General features: G+C 46.3%; 16 protein-coding genes. 5 read left to right on the forward strand and 11 right to left on the reverse strand.

What is annotated here, in order from left to right:
• Nucleotides 1-236: 236 nt before the first annotated feature.
• The 11 genes from QUB68_RS10465 to QUB68_RS10515 all read right to left on the reverse strand — a co-directional run bounded on the left by QUB68_RS10465 (nt 237) and on the right by QUB68_RS10515 (nt 10,853).
• Complete coding sequence (locus QUB68_RS10465; protein WP_332991967.1) at nt 237-515, reverse strand: hypothetical protein; 279 nt, start codon at nt 513-515, stop codon at nt 237-239.
• A 164-nt stretch (nt 516-679) separates the two neighbouring features.
• Entirely contained in the window at nt 680-964 is a 285-nt protein-coding gene (locus QUB68_RS10470; protein ID WP_332991969.1) for a hypothetical protein, read from the reverse strand.
• Between the two features lie 121 nt (nt 965-1,085).
• On the reverse strand, nt 1,086-1,277 hold the full coding sequence (locus QUB68_RS10475; RefSeq protein ID WP_332991970.1) for a hypothetical protein: 192 nt from the start codon (nt 1,275-1,277) through the stop codon (nt 1,086-1,088).
• Nucleotides 1,278-1,502: 225 nt separating this feature from the next.
• Nucleotides 1,503-4,907: a plasmid replication protein, CyRepA1 family gene (locus QUB68_RS10480; RefSeq protein ID WP_332991972.1), complete on the reverse strand. Its 3,405-nt coding sequence runs from the start codon at nt 4,905-4,907 to the stop codon at nt 1,503-1,505.
• A 586-nt stretch (nt 4,908-5,493) separates the two neighbouring features.
• Nucleotides 5,494-6,030 (reverse strand): hypothetical protein, encoded by a 537-nt coding sequence (locus QUB68_RS10485; protein WP_332991974.1) that lies wholly within the window; start codon nt 6,028-6,030, stop codon nt 5,494-5,496.
• Nucleotides 6,018-6,218, reverse strand: a complete 201-nt coding sequence (locus QUB68_RS10490) for a hypothetical protein (RefSeq protein ID WP_332991976.1) — start codon at nt 6,216-6,218, stop codon at nt 6,018-6,020. Before QUB68_RS10490 ends, QUB68_RS10485 begins: the two co-directional genes overlap by 13 nt.
• A gap of 65 nt (nt 6,219-6,283) precedes the next feature.
• A complete protein-coding gene (locus QUB68_RS10495; protein ID WP_332991978.1) occupies nt 6,284-6,769 on the reverse strand; it encodes a hypothetical protein in 486 nt (161 codons plus the stop codon).
• A 2-nt stretch (nt 6,770-6,771) separates the two neighbouring features.
• Nucleotides 6,772-7,140, reverse strand: coding sequence for a hypothetical protein (locus tag QUB68_RS10500; RefSeq protein WP_332991980.1), 369 nt, complete (start codon nt 7,138-7,140; stop codon nt 6,772-6,774).
• 258 nt (nt 7,141-7,398) lie between these two features.
• Entirely contained in the window at nt 7,399-8,643 is a 1,245-nt protein-coding gene (locus QUB68_RS10505) for an Arm DNA-binding domain-containing protein (RefSeq protein ID WP_332991981.1), read from the reverse strand.
• Nucleotides 8,644-9,029: 386 nt separating this feature from the next.
• Nucleotides 9,030-9,725, reverse strand: a complete 696-nt coding sequence (locus QUB68_RS10510; protein ID WP_332991983.1) for an aspartate/glutamate racemase family protein — start codon at nt 9,723-9,725, stop codon at nt 9,030-9,032.
• Between the two features lie 396 nt (nt 9,726-10,121).
• A complete protein-coding gene (locus tag QUB68_RS10515; RefSeq protein WP_332991984.1) occupies nt 10,122-10,853 on the reverse strand; it encodes a GntR family transcriptional regulator in 732 nt (243 codons plus the stop codon).
• Between the two features lie 461 nt (nt 10,854-11,314).
• Between QUB68_RS10515 and QUB68_RS10520 the strand changes: the two genes are divergently transcribed.
• From QUB68_RS10520 to QUB68_RS10540, 5 genes are all read left to right on the forward strand, one after another.
• Nucleotides 11,315-12,514, forward strand: coding sequence for an ABC transporter ATP-binding protein (locus QUB68_RS10520; RefSeq protein ID WP_332991986.1), 1,200 nt, complete (start codon nt 11,315-11,317; stop codon nt 12,512-12,514).
• A 105-nt stretch (nt 12,515-12,619) separates the two neighbouring features.
• Entirely contained in the window at nt 12,620-13,921 is a 1,302-nt protein-coding gene (locus QUB68_RS10525; RefSeq protein WP_332991988.1) for an ABC transporter substrate-binding protein, read from the forward strand.
• A gap of 287 nt (nt 13,922-14,208) precedes the next feature.
• Nucleotides 14,209-15,123 (forward strand): ABC transporter permease, encoded by a 915-nt coding sequence (locus QUB68_RS10530; RefSeq protein ID WP_332991990.1) that lies wholly within the window; start codon nt 14,209-14,211, stop codon nt 15,121-15,123.
• 7 nt (nt 15,124-15,130) lie between these two features.
• Nucleotides 15,131-15,958: an ABC transporter permease gene (locus QUB68_RS10535; RefSeq protein WP_332991992.1), complete on the forward strand. Its 828-nt coding sequence runs from the start codon at nt 15,131-15,133 to the stop codon at nt 15,956-15,958.
• 233 nt (nt 15,959-16,191) lie between these two features.
• Nucleotides 16,192-16,872: an actin-binding WH2 domain-containing protein gene (locus QUB68_RS10540; protein WP_332991995.1), complete on the forward strand. Its 681-nt coding sequence runs from the start codon at nt 16,192-16,194 to the stop codon at nt 16,870-16,872.
• The last annotated feature ends 10 nt before the right edge of the window (nt 16,873-16,882 follow it).

Genomic DNA, 16,882 nt, shown 5'->3' on the forward strand with positions numbered 1-16,882 from the left:
TCAATCGCCTGAAAATAGGCATAATGATTTAGCTCCAAACTGTTGGTACAAAACGTTTGGGGAAGTCGTGGTTAGTGGGGCTTTGATAGAGCCTCGCTACCGCGCAACATCTTCCTTGATTTAAAGATTGCAGGTTCCGGCGGTTCTGTCAATGGTTCAGAATTTCTTATGTCGCGGTTCCCGATAGCTTCATTGTCTGGGAGTGCGATCGGGAATTCTGCGGGGATAAGGTGCGCTTATTCTTTTAAAATTCTCGCTACATCTTCGGTCGCAAGAAATTTATTTCTTTTGGTAATGAGTGCGTTAAGTTTTTTCGTGAGTTCGATCGGGTTGAGCGGTTCTGGATTTTTAGAATTTTGTTTCGGTCGGCTGGCAAGCTCAAATTCTAGCCGCTCAATTTGTTCGGCCGCCTCTGCGATTATTTCATCTTTGCCAGCGAGTCGGGAATTTAGCGCTGCGATTTCTTGATTCCTGCTGCGGATAATTGCATCACTTGCCTCAAGTTGCTGCTGCAAGGTTTCCTCTGCCTCTCGGCCGCTGGCAATGATAAAAGCTTGAGTGCTGATATCCGCCTGTGCGCTTGCCAGTTCCTCTTTAAGAGATTCGTTTTCTAGTTCTAGTCGTAAGTCCTGTAATCCAGTTTCGGCTGACCTGAGTGTTTCCGATATCGGTTGTTCACTCAGGTCCTCAATTTTCCCAGCCGTTCCTCAATGGTGGCAAACCTTGCCTCGATGTCGATCGTGTTCTCTGTCTTACTATGTCTTACGGTCTTATCAGACACTGGTAAGACAACAAATCCATCTGATAAAGCCTCAATGCCAGCCCGCACAATGTCGAGCAAAGTCTTGGTTCTGTCGCAGCCGTGTTTGGCGGTTTCAGAGGGGTAGCGTTCTTGTCCTAGCGCGTCGATCGCATCCAGCAATTCAGCAGGGCATCGAAAATTAAGCATTGTTTTTTCTGTCATTGTCTTACACTCTGTTTATCGTCTTACACCTATAGTAAGACACTATTGACAAAATGTAAGACATATAAAAACAAATCATCTTACAACACAGTCTTACGTTGTCTTACTTATTTGTCTTACGCTATTGAGACTCTTCTGATATGGGGTTATTTTTAGCTAGCGCTTCTAAATAATCATTCCGACTCATTCCCGCTTTCTCAGCCACAACAGCTAACCAATGCCAAGTATCATCCGTAAGATTGACTGACCGCACTTTACGGGGAACATCTGATTTAACCGCAAACTTGCCATCGGTGTTTCTAACTTTAGTCATTGCCGTTTCCATAAATAACGGTGATAAACAAAACTATCACCCTGTCACGGCGGAAGTACAGCGGTGTTAATTACGCGGTTTCAGCCGTCGCGGTATCTCAGATGGTACACAGAGTCTTGAAATCGGTCATAAAGCCTGACACTGCCTGCATTCCCTGCCTACCTATACAGCAGGATAGCTGCCAGATAGCTGCCAGATTGACCAATTTTGTGATCGGCGGCTAACTTAGAACGCTGCGTCATCCCATCGGATTTTCTTGGGCCATGCCAGCGCTTCTCTAAAGTTCCCGACTTCCTCTATCAGCATCCGGTATTGAGTGCCGTCTGTAACTGCTAGGAAGCTTGCCCGCACCCATTTACCCCAACGCGGTATCCATCCCATCTTACCTATGGGTATCGGCTGTAGTTCCGTCGGTTCCGTCGCGGGTTCTATGGGAGTTTCTATGGTAGAGGTTGTTGTCACACTAGGTGTTTTTACTATATCTATAGTCTGAGGTGTGACAAACTCGATTTTTGGAGCTAAATCGGGTGTTTTTTCGAGAGAAACCATATACTGTGCGGTTTTGAGGTGTACTGTGACATCAGCCTCAACCATTGCGACACCTTGCTGCTGGAATTCAAATAAAGCTAGCTCATCTCGTTTTTGCCAAGCTTCAAAAATCTCCGATCGCAATCCTTCGGGTTCTGCAATTTTGTTGCCAGCGCTATTGTAGATGCTCGCAGTTGCGACGCGGCCAAACTTATAAAATCTCACTCGCTCCTCACCGACACGTCGCTGTTCGCCACTCGCTGCTCTGCCAAGTTGAGAAACAAAAGCGCTGACAATCCCGATCGGATTCTCTAATGCTTTTTTGGGTGTAACTGTTATGCCAGTCAGAACTTTGATGTCGTCTTTGTATCTCAAGGCCTTAGCCGCGAACTCAAGAACCTCTGGCGACTTGTTGCTCCATTCTTTGTCAGGGTCGCAGAATTGCAAGGTGTTTAAAATCTCGTGAGCTTTGACCTTGCCAGAGAGTAAACGAATATCTTGCTGACAGATTTTTCCGTCCCCACGCTTGATGTGTCCGTCAATGTGTTTGCGGTCACGCATCATCAAGAAATCTTTATTATGAGTAAGCAGATATTCAAGATAAATTTTCCCGTGCCACCGATCCTGATCTAGCTGTCGCAGTTCTGGCGTAACTTCCGTTTTGTAAATTTCCTTCAGTCTGAATTTTTCTTCTTGATGCCGCTCGGTGTCGGTTTTTGTGCGCTGGTTTTCTAAAGCCTCAAATTCTTTGCGATCGATATCCTCAGCACTAGCTACTGCGACGGCTTCCTCAACTTGATTGAGAATTCTTAGCGCGCTAAGTTCCCCGGTAGTGCCAGCGTCATCATCACCGCAATCTTTGATGATGTGCCCTTCAGCCTCAAGCCCCTCGCGCACCGTTTCCCTAAAATCCCATATCGCCGCGTTAATCCGTGCTGCATATTTTGCCCAAAATCTCAGGACAACCGGATCGGACGCTGCATCAATATCAAAATCAAAATCTTTGAGTAGCCGTAAATTGTAGCGGACATCTTTCTCTGTCGAGTTCGCGACGGCTTTGTAGTTTGATTCACCATTGCCAACTTTTCCGACTGCAATTTGGCGGCACCAGATAAATCTCGGTACCGGTTCCCGTACCCTTGCCAGAGATTGACGAACCTCATTATCAGAGATTGCACCTTGGAAAATCCCGAAAACTGCGGTAAAGTGACCGCGTATCTCGACGCTAACTCCTGTTGCCAGCGACGGCGAACAAATCACAATATCGTAGTCCCCTAGTATTTTGTCGATTATTTCAGCGCACTGGAAAGCATCATGATCGGGATTGCTTACCGTCTCAGCATCAATTCTCAAGATTTTCTTACCAGGACAGCGCGATCGGAAATATTTCTCTAAATTCTTACTGCCATATTTGCTCTTAGCTTTTTGGGAGTCGGTGCTTACCCAGATTTTGCCGCCAATAGTCAACGTTGCGACTGCATCTTTGAGAAGGCCTGAAGGATTATCTTGAGTCTGAGCCTTGACGTATTGGGTGTCATAAAATTTGATTCTCCAAGGCTCAGACGGCTTGTAATGATTCACTGCAACCCACGGCTTGACATCGACACCGGAAAGTTCGCGAAAAAAATCAATGCTGTAATCACTTAGATCGGCATCTTGTAAAATCACCGTACCGCCCGTAGTCAAGACGGATTTTAATAAAATTTTCAGGGTGCTAAGGATTTGTTGACGATTCTCGCGACAAGTTGCAGAGTTTAGCCCGTGCCATACGATCTGTTCAGCCTCATCAAAAATAACTAGCGCGCCTTCCCATGCCAGAGGATCGAAGGCTGCTTGAGATGTTGGGTGCAAACTGTCGAGGCACAACCCAAAACCCATAGCTTTTCCTTCGAGTTTTCGATCGCCGTCGCTGTTCATTTCTTCAATCCACGGTATTTCGACCGCTTCACAAATTGCGCGCCCAAGTACGATCCGGTGAGTAAGTAACAAAACTTTTCGCCCGTCTGCGTGAGTTTTAGTGATCAGCTTTTTGAGCGCGTAGGTTTTTCCTGTGCCTTTTGGCGATTTGATGCAGATAAGGCCTGAGTCCGGGTACGGAATATCAAGATATCGCTGGTTGCACTCCCACGCGATCGGGTGAGTTAATGCCCAAGCTTTTTTCTTGTTTTCCTTGGCTAGCCACAAATAAAATTGCTTCTGAACTTCATCAATGATTCTAGCGGCACCAATAACCGCGTCAACATCACCGCCCGCGACGGCAAAATCATCAACGCCCTTATCGGGCCCCGGCAATAGTGCGATTTTGGCGATCGCTGTTTGCAAGCAATTTGCTGTAGCTCTGGCGGCTTTGAATTCTACAGACTGAAAATAATTGCCGGCGCGGTAGTCAAGAATAAAGGTGATGTCGCGTCCTGGCGTATCAAATTCTTGCAGGTCGTCATGTAGCTTATCGCCGATTCTTTTGCCGTCTGACTCGCGGTAAATTACCCGCCGGCCCATCCATATGCCATTTAGAGAAATCGCTGCATAACCGAGAAGCAGCAAACACCCTGCTTTTTTCTCACCCTCGGCATATTGAATAGGGATATTGTTGTCGCGTACCCATCCCCAAAATCCGATCGCGAGTTTGTATTGCCCAATTAAAACGGGATTCTCAGGGACGGCGACACCGTAGCGGTCGGCGATCGTCTGCCACATTTCCATTGTCGGCAATAGAAACGTCGGACGGCAAGCAATCTTGGTGTACCGTCCAGCCTTGTCGTAATACCCATTCGAGTTTAAATATTTACCCTTCTTGGCTAGCGGGCCACTGGTAGCTTTGACGCGACCGTGACACTCTAACGCCACGGACTCCATACAATCGTCAAGATTTGCGCGTACTTTCCCGGCTCTAACGCCCGTGCCACTTTGTGTCGCTGTGACTTTTGGGTTGAGAATCTCAAAAAGCACCTCACCCTTTACAGAGTGCCAGTTGCCCTTGAAGAAGGGGAGTTTAGTCTCAATGCTTATATGTGGCGGGCTAGAGGCAAGCAATTCTTGCAGGTGTTCGCTAATGAAAGCTTGATGCTCAGAAAAATTATTTGCCGTATCAAAGCTATTCATGATAGATTAAGACCAGATTATTCATGGTAGTGAGTAACTATCCGTCCTCTGGACGGGTTGTGGATTACAGAAAGCCGTTCTTTTAGGTCGCCAAACTTAAAAAGGGAACGGTTTTTTGCTGTCTGTACAGTTTTTCTGCACAGATTTAAATGTTTAAAGCCATTAAAGAATATAGGCGACAGGCTTCTGTCACCTAACCCCGGTCTGGATAAGGGTTGGCTAATACTTTAGGCAAACAGGGCTCCAAGACTCTCGACCACCTCTCTCCTGCTTTCCGTATGCACTCGCTCTACTTCCCTTTCTTTTGGCCGACAACTAAACAGGGGGTTTATTTTCAAACGAGTACGTGGTTCCATTCTAGAAGAAGTTGGGCAAAGTGGCGAGTCGGTAGCTTCCAAAAATAAATTACCAGAGGTGTTAGGTGCGATCTCGGAACACTTAAATGTTCCGCGACAACTTGTAACACCCGAAACACTTACCCAGAAACGCTTACAGGTGTACATGAGAGTTACCGATCATTTAAGTGGTCGATCACAACTTGTAACCCTCAAAATAGCCTCTAAAAACGACCAATAAAACTAATACGTTAACCCTCTCCGACTAAGCGTTTATACTCAGCCTCAGCAGCCTTGTATTTGTCTGAGCCACCCTTGGACACTCCCCAAATATCTAGGATAATTTTTGCCTTGCCGTACCCTTTGGCTTGCAGTTGCAGGATGCGCTCTCGGAGTTCGTCGTCTGCGTTCTCGACTAGCTGAACGTTCTCATTGTCGGCTTCTTCAGAATTCAGTGCTAGAGCGCGTTCTAGCAGTTCTCGGTTGCCATCGGATGCGATGAGTAGTTCTGCCTCGTTCCGTCGCTGCTGTTCGCTAACGTAAACCGATGTACTGATTTCGTCCACCAAGTCAGCGGCCACGGCGGCATCTTTCATAGCCTCGAATTCCTCAGCTTTGGCTAGTTTCAGGGCACAGCGTCGCGCTTCAAAACAGCAAGCGAAACCAGACACCAGGGCGATACCTTGCACAAAATTATGCAAAGGGATTTTTCGAGAAAAGATGAATGGCGGCGCTAACCAGAGGGTAAGCCCGGAGATAGACAGCACCGAAACCTTTAGGAGCGACATAGCATCACCCCCACACCAACTAAAGCCCCGATGGTGCTGGCAATCAGCCGGAAGCGCAACTGCAATAAGTTGATTTTGAGTATCGCCACAATGGCATCGTCTAGAATCCAAGCGCAGATGCTGATTATCAATTTGAGTGCAAATAATGCTTGCACAAATAGAAGTAGGGAAGAGTGAAGCGATGCCATCCAGCAAAGGAAACTGGAGGCAATCGCAGTCAGTAAAAAACTGTTACCTAGTGCGATCGCCTGGATCATTTGTCACCCCCGCCTAGCAGCTTGGACTTGATGGCTTCAATCCTTGCCGTAGCATTGCTTTCAGCCTTCTCAATCCCGAAACCTAGCCTGGCATAACCAGGGCGTAATCCGTGCAGGTGCTTAGCCAAACCCGCATCAGCACGTTTCTTTTTTAGCTCGAAATCGGCGACACCTTTCTCATATTTACGGTGTTCTTTATGGACTTTTGCGTCAGCCTCTTCAATCTTGACCATCGCGCCATAAGCTCGCTTGCTCTGCCGTGCACCATCTGTCTTTTCCTTCGCCAACTCCTTCATGGCGTCCGCTTCCTCAGATGTGAAGTAGCGTGGCGTGTCGCAGACTGGCATGGAACGGATGGAGTTGAACTTGCCGGGGTTTAGCGGCGTAATTACGCTGGCATCAGTTGGTGCAGAGAGTTTCTCATTTTTGCTGGTGATTGCTTCGGAAGCGCCGCCACCGAATAAGGTTGTCATTACTCCCATGATTATTTGGCTCCTATTTGAATGGTGATGCGGACGGGTCGGGGTATCAGATTGAGAGTTCTAGGCCACAAAGTCATCAGCAACACAAACAGTCCCACTGAAGCAAAAGTGAGTGTGACAAGTTGCCCAAAATCTACCCATTCAAAGAAGTCAATCTGATGAGGATTTTCCTGGGGAGCGGTCGCTACGATGTTGTCGGAGATTTCTGGTTTCGTTTCGTACTCTAGGTTGTGGGATTTTAAAAGTGATTCCCATGTAGAGGTTTTGGAGAGTTTTCCGAAGGTTCGAGCTTGGTCATTAGTGAGGTTGCAGGCATAGGCAAGCTCTTTCAAGCCCTCAATACGACGGCGACTGGCTAGGGGTTCACTCATGAATGAACCCCACAACCTTTAAGAATTGCGATCGACAAAGAAGTCAATCGCCTGAAAATAGGCATAATGATTTAGCTCCAAACTGTTGGTACAAAACGTTTGGGGAAGTCGTGGTTAGTGTGGTGTGCCAACACCGCTCTACCGCGCGTCGTCTTCCTTAGTTACTCACGATTGCAGGTTCACAGCCACTTGTCAATGGGTGCGACTGTAAAGTTTTGTTTCGGAAAAGTTGCCCGTAGAATCAACATACTAACAGCCTCACAGCGGACGCAGATGTTCCAAAATTTTGCCATCTAAATACTTAGAGTTAATCTCTTTCTCCGACGTATCACACCACCGCGCCACAACAGCGCACGGCACACCCTTAGCAACTTGTTCACTGATAAAAGTATCCCGACAAGAATACGGCGTAGTCCTTTTATAGTCCTGTTCTTGGTAGCGTATCCCGTCAGTAATCGGGTCAACCAACTTATCCCAAACTTGCTTACAGAAATTGTTGTAATTAATAGCACCCCCTTTAATAGGAGACGGAAACACCAGGCGACTGCTATCAGGCAAAGATTCAGGCTTGAGACTTGTCAGCAAACTGGTTAGCTCTTGATTGCAGAAAAACTTCCTTTGCTTATTGTTCTTGCTGCCCACAACCCTTGTCTCGACACCGCCCGGATGCTGAATGCTACCGTTGAACACAATGTGAGAAAAGTCTGAAGCAACATCACACCATCTCAACCCGATCGCCTCAGACGGGCGACACCCGGTTAAGAACCAAAAGTTAACTAACGGGTAGTAAAAACAAAGCTTTTGACCTGCGTATCCCCTACCATTCCAAGTTCCGCTATGACTCTTGAAAGCCTCTAATACTAGCTGTTTCTCTACCGCCGAAAAAGCATTAGGCTCTGGGTTTGTTTCCCAGTTGTGCTTAGGTAACTCAGTAGCCATCCCCTCAAACGGCGACATAGCAATGCCTTTGATAGCCTTAAACTTAATCCCCCATTTAACAGCAGCATTTAAATGGGTAATAATCCGTTTAGACATACTGCTAGTGGTGTTGTCTAGCAGCCACTGTCGCACCTGTAAAGCATTCTCTGCCGACACTGCCTGATAAGGGCAACGGTCAACGTAACTCTGAATACCCGTGACCAAGTAGTTAAAAGTTGTTTCCTTGACCGTGGGCTTTTTGTACTGCAAATATTTGACAAACAACTGGGAGAAAGTTATTTCCGGTTGGGGCTTGATGGTTTCGATGACAGTCAAGTGAGTTTGCGGTTTGTACTTGCTGAGTGTCGGGTCAAACCGCTCAAACTTGATATCGGATTCAATTAGCTGTGCTTTGGCCTCTGCCAGTTTCCAGTTTTCGGCAGTATCGGGCATCCCCAAAGATAAGTATTTTTGCTCTCCCCCATACAAATGTCTTGGCAGTTGCAGTCGCAGTCGGCCCTCGCGAGTCGCCACCACAACCGAACCGTGAGAAGCTTTGCCACCAGATTCAGGAATTTTAGCCATGTACTTTTACTCAAACTTGACCAACCAATTTTATCAGATTGACTACGGAATGACTACGGTAACACCAAAGCTAAAAGCGAATGTTTTTAGAATCTTTGCTGTGTAAAGCTTTGCCGTGATTCTGTTCGCAGCCTTCCAAGCTAACTATGCGGGTTCGATTCCCGCTGCCCGCTCTTTAAGTAAATTACCTCAAACCTACGATAAATCAACGGTTTGAGGTTTTTTATTGGCGGAAATACGGGAGTCAAGGGGTTGGATTGAGTATCAATTGAGTACAAATTGACTATCAAATGACCAAATTGACTAGAAATTGACAGAAATATTCAACCTCTAGTCATGTTGATCCCTTTTAGTTTCATTGATTGAATTAAAGAAACATCCTTAAATTAAGATTTGGACGTGGGATATGCCAGATCGCCTACCTTGCTGGTTCCTAGACCCAGACCCACTAATGCTTCCACAAATTTGACTGCTGCACTGACCCCATCAATAACTGGAATTCCTAATTCCTGACTCAATTGCATCGGTAAATCAGCCATACCACCACAGCCCAGCACGATCGCGCCACAATGGTCTTGTTCCAGCGCCAAACGGCATTCTTGCAAAATTGCAGTTTTCGCATGAGAGGTTTCTAAACTCAATACGCGTAAGTCGATCGCCCGAACCTTGCGACAAAACCGCGTCATCCCGTAATTATCAACCAGATGTTGAGCGATCGTCCTTGTCCGTCCCAGAGTTGTGACAACGGAAAATCCGGTTGAGACAAAACAGGCAGCGTGCATGGAGGCTTCGGCAATTCCCAACACAGGCCCTTTTGCCAACTCCCGTGCTGCCAGCAGTCCCGGATCGCCAAAGCAAGCAATCACATATCCATCCATGCCTTCTGCCTCTCCTTTGCGAATTTCATCCAGTACCCCAGCCACACTCAAGGCTTCCTCGTAATGTCCCTCGATCGCGGCAGGCCCAGACTTCGGATTGCAGGCAATAATCTCAGTTCTAGGACTGGCAACCGATCGGGCGACAGCACCGATTTTTTCAGTCATACTGGCTGTTGTGTTTGGGTTGATGACCTTGATTTTCATAGAACTAAAATTTCTTATACTGTTAATGGGCTTGAATTTTTACACCAGTTTTTGTATGTAAATATAGTAGACGATTTTTGTATACAACTCAAGATGATTGTACCATAAAAAAATTACCAGCCAGCTCTAAAAATCTGTCTCGTTACGGACGGGCTTGAACAGGCAGTCGCCTGGGATTTAATCAGCCAATGGCAGCCGTCTGATTTCAAAATAGGGTAGTCCTGCACAAGCGCAGGTTTTCCGCACGATTAATCCTTATACAGAAAGGGTTTCATCGAATTACACCATTAGTCTTGCAGGACTACCCAAAATAGATTTCACTTGATATGAAGCCCTTTGTTGAAGCAGGAAACAAACCGTTCTGAATTCTGGTTGAACGGTGAAACTTGAATAAGTTTAGCCAAGTTTTGTAGAGCAGAGTGAGGGAATTCTAGTGTTTAAGAGTTCGACCAGACTGTTTGGTTTTCTGAGTGACACGCGGGCATTTAAGGCTGCCTCAATTCCATCGAGATGGCGCATCGCAGCGGCAACGGCAGCTTCCTCATTACCCGATGCAATGTAGTCTAAAAGTTCACTGTGTTCATCTTTGGTGCAGATAGGCATACTTTTAACTTCATAAAAAAACGCCAATGAAGTTTGTGGCACTAACTCTTTCATAAACCGGGCGAGGAATTTATTCCGACACAGATCGGCAAGCTGCATATGGAACTGAGCCGATAACCGCGTTAACCGGGGAATATCTTGTGCTTCGCAAGCTTGCCGCTCTTCTGCAACCAGTTTTTTCAAAACGGCAATCTGTTTGCGGGTAATGGTCTTGGTGACATCCCGGACGATCTCTGCTTCTGTTAGCCGCCACGCTTGATAAATTTGTTTCGCCTCTTCCAATGACAGACTCGAAACAAATGCCCCCCGGTTGGGTTCCAACTTGACGAGGCGATCGTGCGCTAACCGTTGCAGCACCTGTCGCACGATCGTGCGACTCACACCATAGTGCTCTGCCAAAAGATTTTCGCCCAGTTTCGCTTCCGGTGGCAGCCGACGCTCCAGAATTGAATTGTAAAGCTCCGTGTAGATCAAGTCTTCGCTCGGTTTTGACTTGGATTGAGTGGGCGGCTGTGCAGCGGACATAGATAAATTGACCTTGGGCAGGAAATTTTTACAATCGCCGGATTAATTGGAGGGATACCTTTAGCCCCCCTAGATATATTAGACGCCAAAATTGACCACTTGTAATCTTCTCATTCTTATTCAACCGATACAAATCATTAAATATCTCCAATAACTCTTGTGGTGCAGGCATCCTGCCGACCCAAAACTTGCTTTTCTGAAAATATATGTTGAATTGTATCTGAATACACTTTTTTGAAATTGAATTTAGATTAGAAAAGTTGTATACAATTTTGGCAGACAATCTAAGATTTGTCTACTCTATCACAAATCCCAGTTCTAGGGGTTCTTTGAAGTGAATTCACCCTAACGAAAAACCGCCCAAAAGCATGGTGACAAGTACGTAGCAATTCTTAGTGAGGCACTTCACAGCAGAATCTACCAGTTTTCATGAAATCCATCCTTTTTCTATAGGAGCAACCATGACAATTGACACCGGAAGAAAAACGCTTGGAGTCAGCAGAACAGACTCATCTTCTGTCACCGATATTCAGCAGGCCTTGGCCGGGGCGGCTGCTGGGGTATCTCTGCGATCGATCTCCAAAAAATACGGTTCCGTGACAGCCGTTGAAAACATTACACTCGATATTCCCGCAGGCAAATACTGTTGTCTTTTGGGGCCGAGCGGTTGCGGTAAAACAACCGTTCTCAGAATGATCGCCGGACACGAAGACATTACCAGCGGCGATGTTCTGATCGGTGACCAGCGCGTCAATGATTTGCCAGCCGCTAAACGCAACACTTCCATGATGTTTCAGAGCTATGCTCTGTTTCCCCACAAAACCATTTGGGAAAATATTGAATTTGGTTTGAAAATGCGGAACGTGCCAGAGGCAGAACGTCGTGCCCGTGTGGGAGAACTCCTGGAAATTATCGGTCTGAGCCACACCGCCGATCGCAAACCAACCCAACTCAGCGGCGGACAGCAGCAGCGGATTGCCTTAGCGCGGGCGCTCGTCACCCGTCCCCAAGTGTTGATGCTAGACGAACCCCTCAGCGCATTGGATGAAAACCTGCGGGTGCGGATGCGAACGGAACTGCGCAAGATTCAAAAGCAGTTTGGCTTAACATTTATTCAAGTTACGCACCACGTAGAAGAAGCCTTTTCCCTTTCAGACATGGTGGTTGTCATGAGTCACGGTCGGCTGGATCAAGTTGCGACTCCCGATGAATTGTACGATCGTCCCGGCTCTCAGTTTGTTGCCAAGTTCATGGGCGACAACAACATCTTCAGCGGCAAAGTCAAAAATGTCATGAATGACGGTGAACTGGATGTGATTCAGCTAGAGATAGAGAATTTGGGAATCTTTTACTGCCGAGGCTATGCCAGCCCCGTTGGGACAGAAGCAGCTTGTTCAGTTCGTCCTGACTTGCTTCATGTAGAGCTTTACAACCCAGATATTCCAGTCAAATCAACGTTGGCAGGCAACCAGGTTGTCGCTCGAATCACTGCTGTAGAAATGACCGGATATGTGACACGAGTTTCGTTAATGGGTGAGGCAACTGGACAAGAACTGCTCTATAAAGCTCGCACAAATGACTGGAAGCGTAATTCCCTGAGCGAAGGGCAGTTGGTTGTCCTCAGTTGGTCAAAAGATGATTGCGTTTTTCTTCCTCATTAGAAATGCCTTCTGTAGATTCATTATTGCACCAGATAGTTAATCCTCTTCGCGGGTTGTTTTACAGACATTTTGTACATTTATTGTATTTTGTGAGCAGTAATCCCAATGTCAAAAATCGGTCGCCGTCAAGTAATTAGAACCGGACTCGCTGCTGGAGCAATGGTTGCAGCCGCAAGTTGCAGTCCCAAAAAAGAAGCCTCGACCGTCGCGGCACCCGGGGTCATTACCAATTCCTTTAAAGATGTCACCCTGCGGTTTATTGGCACTGGAGCAGCTCAAAGTAAAGAGATGAAAGCCCAAGCGGAAAAGGATTTGGGCTTCAAGATTCAACTGCGGGCATTGGGCACAGAAGAAAATAATCAGATCGCAATTACTCAGCCCAAACAGTACGACATTTTTGATGGGGAATATTTCAGTTTGCCCTTGGTGTTTCCATCAGGAAATCTGCAACCGATCGAGGTGAAGAAAATCAAAAACTGGGACAAAATCGTTCCCTACTTTACGACGGGTAAGTTCGCCGAAGGGGCAAAGGTGAACAGTTCCCAGGGGACGGCTCCCTTTAAGGTGATGTATGTCAAAGACAAAGATTCCAAGGAGTTTTCACCCACGCCTACGGATTGGGCGACTTTGATTCCGTTCCAATACAATGCTGATACCTTGGGCTACCGTCCCGATCTAACTGGCAAGAAAATTGAATCTTGGGCAGAATTGCTCGATCCGAAATATAAAGGCAAAACTGCACTGCTGGATATTCCGTCGATCGGGATTATGGATGCTGCGATGGTTTTAGAAGCAGCAGGCAGGATGAAATTTGGTGACAAGGGCAACATGACCAAAGAAGAACTCGACAAAGTAACCGAAATGCTGATCGATCTCAAGAAAAGCGGACAGTTTCGGGCATTTTGGAAAAACTTTGACGAGTCGGTCAACTTGATGTCATCGGGGGAAGTGGTGCTGCAATCGATGTGGTCGCCTGCGGTGACAGCGGTGAAATCGCGAGGGATTAAGTGCGTCTATGCTCCTCTCAAGGAAGGCTATCGCGGTTGGGGCGGTGGTATTGGGATTTCCAGAAATTTACAAGGTATTGCTCTCGATGCAGCCTACGAGTATCTCAACTGGATGCTGGATGGATGGATGGGCGGATTTTTAGGGCGTCAGGGCTATTACAGCGCGGCACCAGAAACTGCCCGCAAGTTTATGAAGCCGGAGGAGTGGGATTTCTGGTACGAAGGCAAACCAGCGGCGATCGACATTTTAGATCCCTTTGGCAAAAAGATTGAATCGAAGGGCGCACTCCGGGATGGCGGTTCTTTTCAGGAGCGTTTTGCCAACATTGCTTGCTGGAACTCGGTGATGCAGGAACAGACGTACTTGGTTCAGAAGTGGAACGAGTTTGTCGCGGCTTAAACCGCGAACAGTTGACAATTGACAATTGACAATTGACAGCGAAATAATGATAGTGAAAACTGTCGGTTGTCAACTTTCAACTATAAAAACTGTCCCAGCTCAGTTGACAATTGATAATTAGCAGGTGACATTTGACAGCGAAATAAAGATAGTGACAACTGTCGGCTGTCAACTGTAAGCTATAAAAAATGTCCCAGAGCAAGTGTCAATTGTCAACTATAAAAAACCTTTCTGCTTGGGCTAATTATGCCCGGTATTTGAGAATTATTTCACCATAGTTGAACGGCATGACAACCACTAAGAACCAGTCGGCTTCTTCACAACCAGTTCGCCCCAGTCGAGCTAAACCTTTCAACTGGAAAGCAATTGTGCCCTACCTGCTGGTATCGCCGCAAACCCTAGTTCTGCTCTTGTTTTTAGTATTGCCGATCGCAGCAATTATTATCGTCAGCTTTTGGAACTTCAACGGCTACTCAATGGTTCCCGGTTTTACACTGGCGAATTACATCACAGTCTTCACATCCAAAGTCACCCTCGCCACTTATCTCAATACCTTTAAGTTTGCAGCCGTTGTTTGGTTGATTTGTTTGCTGATCAGTTATCCGGTTGCCTATTTTCTGTCGTTTCACGTTAAAAGTTCCAAGTGGCAAACAATTCTGTTTCTGATTTGTACTGTGCCATTTCTGACATCGAATATTATTAGGATGATTTCGTGGATTCCATTCTTGGGAAGGGAAGGGTTGCTGAACCAAGCTTTGATGGGATTGCACCTCACAGATAAGCCGATTGAAATGTTTCTATTCTCCGACTTTTCGGTGATTTTGGCGATGGTGCATCTCTATAGCCTGTTTATGGTGGCACCGATTTTTAACAGCATGATGCGGATCGATCGCGCTCTGGTGTCTGCGGCTGAAGATGCCGGTGCTTCACCGTTTCAAATTCAGAAAGAAATTATTGTGCCGCTGTCGGCTTCGGGAATTGCGATCGGCACCATTTTTATCGTCACGCTAGTGATGGGAGAGTTTGCTACCGTGCGGCTGATGGGCGGCGGACAAGTCGCTTCAATGGGAAACTTGATTAAAAACCAGATTGGGAGTTTGCAATATCCCCTGGCTGCTGCAAATTCAGTGATTCTGCTGATTGTGACACTAATTATGGTGTTTGCTATTTTGCGCGTCGTCGATATTCGCAAGGAACTGTAGAGGAATCATGGAAAATAAAAAGCGCCCACTATCCTATTATCTCCTAGCCGGATTCTTTGGATTGTTTGTTTTGTTTCTGTACGGGCCAATGTCCGCAGTTTTTCTGCTGTCATTACAAGGCCCAGAAGGCAGTTTAACCTTTCCGATGAAAGGGTTTAGCTTGATGTGGATGCGATCGGTGTTTGAAGAACAACGAGTAGGCAATTTTACCGATGCCTTCTGGCGATCGCTCTCGTTAGGATTGATTGTCATGGTGTTGACAGTCATTTGCAGCATGATGGCAGGGATGGCATTTCGCCAGCGCTTCAAAGGATCGAATCTAATTTTTTACCTCACCATTTCTAGCTTGATCGTCCCCAGCATTTTGATTTCCCTAGGTATCGCAGTAGTATTTAACTTACTAGGCTGGGGAAACGCCTGGTATACTTCGGCATTAGGAGCACATCTAACTTGGACTATACCGTTTGCGTTCTTAATCATGCTGGGAATTTTTGGGCGGTTTAATCCAGCCTATGAGGAAGCCTCCCGCGATTTGGGCGCTAATGATGTCACGACATTCTGGCAGATTGTATTTCCCTTGATTGCTTCGAGTGTAGTTGGGGTGGCGTTGCTGAGTTTTACCTTATCCTACGATGAATTTACGCGCACTTCTCTGGCATCGGGCGACACCAATACCCTACCTCTAGAAATCTTTGGTATGACTACCAACGTCACATCCCCAGCGCTTTATGCTTTGGGTACGCTGACAACGATTTTCTCGTTTGCTTTGATTGCTTTGACTGTATTTGCAATTACTTACCTGTCAAATCGTCAGAACAAGCCAAAGCGGGAGTAGTTGTGCCATATTAGACCTGATTGCACTCATTCGCAAGCTATCTTGAAATTATCTGCGTTTATCTGTGTTTATCTGCCTGTTATCTGCGGTTGACGCCTCTACATCTGGGCTGGCGGTGGGCTGGGTGCAAGAATAATTGGTTAACATAGAGTGCCCTGATTTGGCAAGATTGGCGATCGCACTCAGCTTGAGTTATGACTGACTCGGAGTCGCATTACTCAAAAGGAGAACCCGTGAAATATTTTTCAGTAGTAATGTATTTGCTGCGAGAACGGCAACAGTTTCTCGAAGAAATTCGCGACGGTGTTAAGCTCAAATCTAAAATTTTTGGTTTGTTAATTTCTAGTACCATATTTTTTGGCATTTACGGAGCGATATTAGGTGCATCTAGTACGTGGTGGATGCAATGTCTGGTTTCAGCAATCAAGTTGCCAGCACTTTACTTGCTGACACTGATTATCTGCTTTCCCACACTGTACTTTTTTAATGTCATGTTTGGTTCAAAACGTACTTTTGAACAGTATTTGACATTGTTGATGACATCAATGGCGATGATTAGCGTTTTGCTGTTTGGATTTGCACCTGTCAGCCTATTTTTTCTGATCAGCAGTACCAATTACAATTTTTATTTGCTGTTGAATGTTGCAATCATGGCAATCACAGGATTTTTGGGGGTAAACTTCATTTATCAAGGAATGCACTTTCTGTCCGAACAAGATGCCGAAGGCAAAGACATCAGGCTCAATATTTTGCGCTTCTGGTTGGGACTGTATGCGTTTGTGGGCAGTCAGTTGGGATGGACGCTGAGACCGTTTTTTGGCGCACCGGGACAAGCTTTTCAACTGTTCCGAGGCCGAGACAGCAATTTTTATATGAGTCTGTGGGATTCAATTAGGTCTCTGGCAGGATTTTAATTCATGCCAA

Source organism: Microcoleus sp. A006_D1, assembly GCF_036702805.1.
In the GTDB taxonomy this organism is placed as follows: Bacteria; Cyanobacteriota; Cyanobacteriia; order Cyanobacteriales; family Microcoleaceae; genus Microcoleus.

Excerpts from the sequence above, each read along its gene's own strand:
- QUB68_RS10520 (WP_332991986.1), top strand. The coding sequence starts at position 11,315 with ATGACAATTGACACCGGAAGAAAAACGCTTGGAGTCAGCAGAACAGAC.
- QUB68_RS10500 (WP_332991980.1), bottom strand. The coding sequence starts at position 7,140 with ATGAGTGAACCCCTAGCCAGTCGCCGTCGTATTGAGGGCTTGAAAGAG.
- QUB68_RS10470 (WP_332991969.1), bottom strand. The coding sequence starts at position 964 with ATGACAGAAAAAACAATGCTTAATTTTCGATGCCCTGCTGAATTGCTG.
- QUB68_RS10490 (WP_332991976.1), bottom strand. The coding sequence starts at position 6,218 with ATGGCATCGCTTCACTCTTCCCTACTTCTATTTGTGCAAGCATTATTT.
- QUB68_RS10525 (WP_332991988.1), top strand. The coding sequence starts at position 12,620 with ATGTCAAAAATCGGTCGCCGTCAAGTAATTAGAACCGGACTCGCTGCT.
- QUB68_RS10505 (WP_332991981.1), bottom strand. The coding sequence starts at position 8,643 with ATGGCTAAAATTCCTGAATCTGGTGGCAAAGCTTCTCACGGTTCGGTT.
- QUB68_RS10475 (WP_332991970.1), bottom strand. The coding sequence starts at position 1,277 with ATGACTAAAGTTAGAAACACCGATGGCAAGTTTGCGGTTAAATCAGAT.
- QUB68_RS10495 (WP_332991978.1), bottom strand. The coding sequence starts at position 6,769 with ATGGGAGTAATGACAACCTTATTCGGTGGCGGCGCTTCCGAAGCAATC.
- QUB68_RS10515 (WP_332991984.1), bottom strand. The coding sequence starts at position 10,853 with ATGTCCGCTGCACAGCCGCCCACTCAATCCAAGTCAAAACCGAGCGAA.
- QUB68_RS10480 (WP_332991972.1), bottom strand. The coding sequence starts at position 4,907 with ATGAATAGCTTTGATACGGCAAATAATTTTTCTGAGCATCAAGCTTTC.
- QUB68_RS10510 (WP_332991983.1), bottom strand. The coding sequence starts at position 9,725 with ATGAAAATCAAGGTCATCAACCCAAACACAACAGCCAGTATGACTGAA.
- QUB68_RS10535 (WP_332991992.1), top strand. The coding sequence starts at position 15,131 with ATGGAAAATAAAAAGCGCCCACTATCCTATTATCTCCTAGCCGGATTC.
- QUB68_RS10530 (WP_332991990.1), top strand. The coding sequence starts at position 14,209 with ATGACAACCACTAAGAACCAGTCGGCTTCTTCACAACCAGTTCGCCCC.
- QUB68_RS10485 (WP_332991974.1), bottom strand. The coding sequence starts at position 6,030 with ATGTCGCTCCTAAAGGTTTCGGTGCTGTCTATCTCCGGGCTTACCCTC.